This is a genomic window from Atopomonas hussainii (genome assembly GCF_900109735.1).
GTDB classification, from domain to species: Bacteria; Pseudomonadota; Gammaproteobacteria; order Pseudomonadales; family Pseudomonadaceae; genus Atopomonas; species Atopomonas hussainii.
Window position 1 is genome coordinate 1 of record NZ_FOAS01000028.1, and the last position, 1862, is coordinate 1862.

The 1862-nt window shown below is 44.1% G+C and carries 2 protein-coding genes; both read right to left on the reverse strand.

Annotated features, from left to right (window positions below; translation table 11 throughout):
* Nucleotides 1-348: 348 nt before the first annotated feature.
* Entirely contained in the window at nt 349-969 is a 621-nt protein-coding gene (locus tag BMX80_RS17305; protein ID WP_074870743.1) for a hypothetical protein, read from the reverse strand.
* A 157-nt stretch (nt 970-1126) separates the two neighbouring features.
* Complete coding sequence (locus tag BMX80_RS17310) at nt 1127-1498, reverse strand: hypothetical protein (RefSeq protein WP_074870746.1); 372 nt, start codon at nt 1496-1498, stop codon at nt 1127-1129.
* Nucleotides 1499-1862 lie beyond the last annotated feature (364 nt).

Below are 1862 nucleotides of genomic sequence, written 5' to 3' on the forward strand. Positions count from 1 at the left end.
CAGGCCAAACCCAAACGAAAAGACCCGAAACGCCGAAGTGATGACTTTCTAAAGTAGTTATTTGCGACTCGATCCATGCTGTCAAAACCTTCCGATGCTTACCGCAAATAACCCGCCGGCGAACCCACAGGCGGCGCCGCGGAGCTTGAACGAAACAGCAAAGCTAACGACAAAACCGAGCGCTGAAAAGCGGCGTGTGGCGTCGTTGTGGCTAGGTGCTTTCCGAGCATATTTAAAGCGCCCTAACGTTTGGTTAAGGGGCGGCCAAAAGCGCAGCTTTTGGACGTCCCAGTGAGCGAAGCGAACGGTTTGAACCAATTGTTAGGTGATGTGTTTCGAAGAGTGGATTTAATATATGAATTCGTTCTGGTAAAGGAGGGATGATATTTCTTTTGGTACAAAGCCGATCATTATTGTGTCATCATCCATTAGATTTATGAACTCTCCTGCCTCGCACTCCTTAGAGTGCTCCATGACAAGATAAAGGAACTCTTCGCTCAGGCTGTCTGACTCTTGCTGAAATTCCCAAGAATACTCTTTGTTATTATGCTTAAATTTTATTTTTACATTGTCTTTGATTGTGCTTGAGTCAATAATTTCATAAATTATTGTGCCGCCGGAAGCCTTGCTGAACATACGCATGATCGCTACGTAGTCTTCATCTGCATCGTTTTCAGTGCCAATGTCTTCATCGTAGAATTTAACTTGTGTATTTTTTGTATGCTCTCTAATTGCCTTCATTAGTGAGTATTCATCTTGTATATTCTCTGGGCTGAAGTCGGAAGGGAATATTTTATTTTCCTTGAGCTTCTCGGCGATTACCAGTATTGGATTGTTTGTATTGTCCATCTTCGCAGTCTCCTGGTTGTTGTTTGGAATTTTATCTATTGTTTCATTGCCCTGGGCGGCCCAGAGCGTGCCATGTGTGCTTAACCATATCAGAAGTGCTATGAGGTTGAATTTTTTCATTTTATTTCCTGTTGGAAATGCTGAGAAGATATTACCTAACGATTAAGCTAAGGGGCGGCAAAAAGCGCAGCTTTTTGACGTCCAGTGAGCGAAGCGAGCGGCCTTAAGCGCATTGTTATATGACTATTGCACTTGCGATTGATGCTCGCCAAAGATTTTATATTGTTTTTTTCAATTCATTGTTGAGTCTTTTGAGGGTGGTTTCGCCGCCCATTTTTGACCACTCGCTCTCTGAGGTAATGCCTTTAACCATGTTCATGATTTGTATTTTTTGTATTGTAACGCACTGGTATAGCTCAATTTTGTACAACGAGTCTCGGTAGTTGTCTGGAATTTCTTTTCCCTGCTCTTTGGCTTTACTTTTAACGGCCTCCCACTTGGCATTTGTAAGTACGCTTGCATACCCCGCGCACTCTTTTTCAACAGATGCCATTGAATGCTCAATTTTTTCCTTTGTGTCGGTTGCGTAAGCATGCCCTGCGGTAATAGTAATTGTTAGGATGAATTTTAATTTGGTTATAAATTTCATGTTTTTTCCTGGAAGTTGATGCTGATTTTGCTAGGCATATAATGAGGGAGCTAAGCGGCACCGAGGCTCTGCCGAGGGAACGGCAAAAGCATGCTTTTGCCGTGTCCGCTTGAGCGACTTGTTAGGTGACACACTAATGCCGGTGTTAGGAAAAGCATCCGTTCAAATTCCTGTGTAGTTGAGAAGAACACGCAAAAGGTAAATAAGGATGGGTTCTTCGACGCTACGTGGTCGCTGCCAAGTGTCGTTCCAAGCCCGCTTGAGCGTCACTTGGCAGCGACCACGCTAGCATAAAAAAATGGAAGAGGGCATCAGCCATTTCCCCGCTGTTGTGTCCGCCAAAACGGACATCTGATGTTCGGTT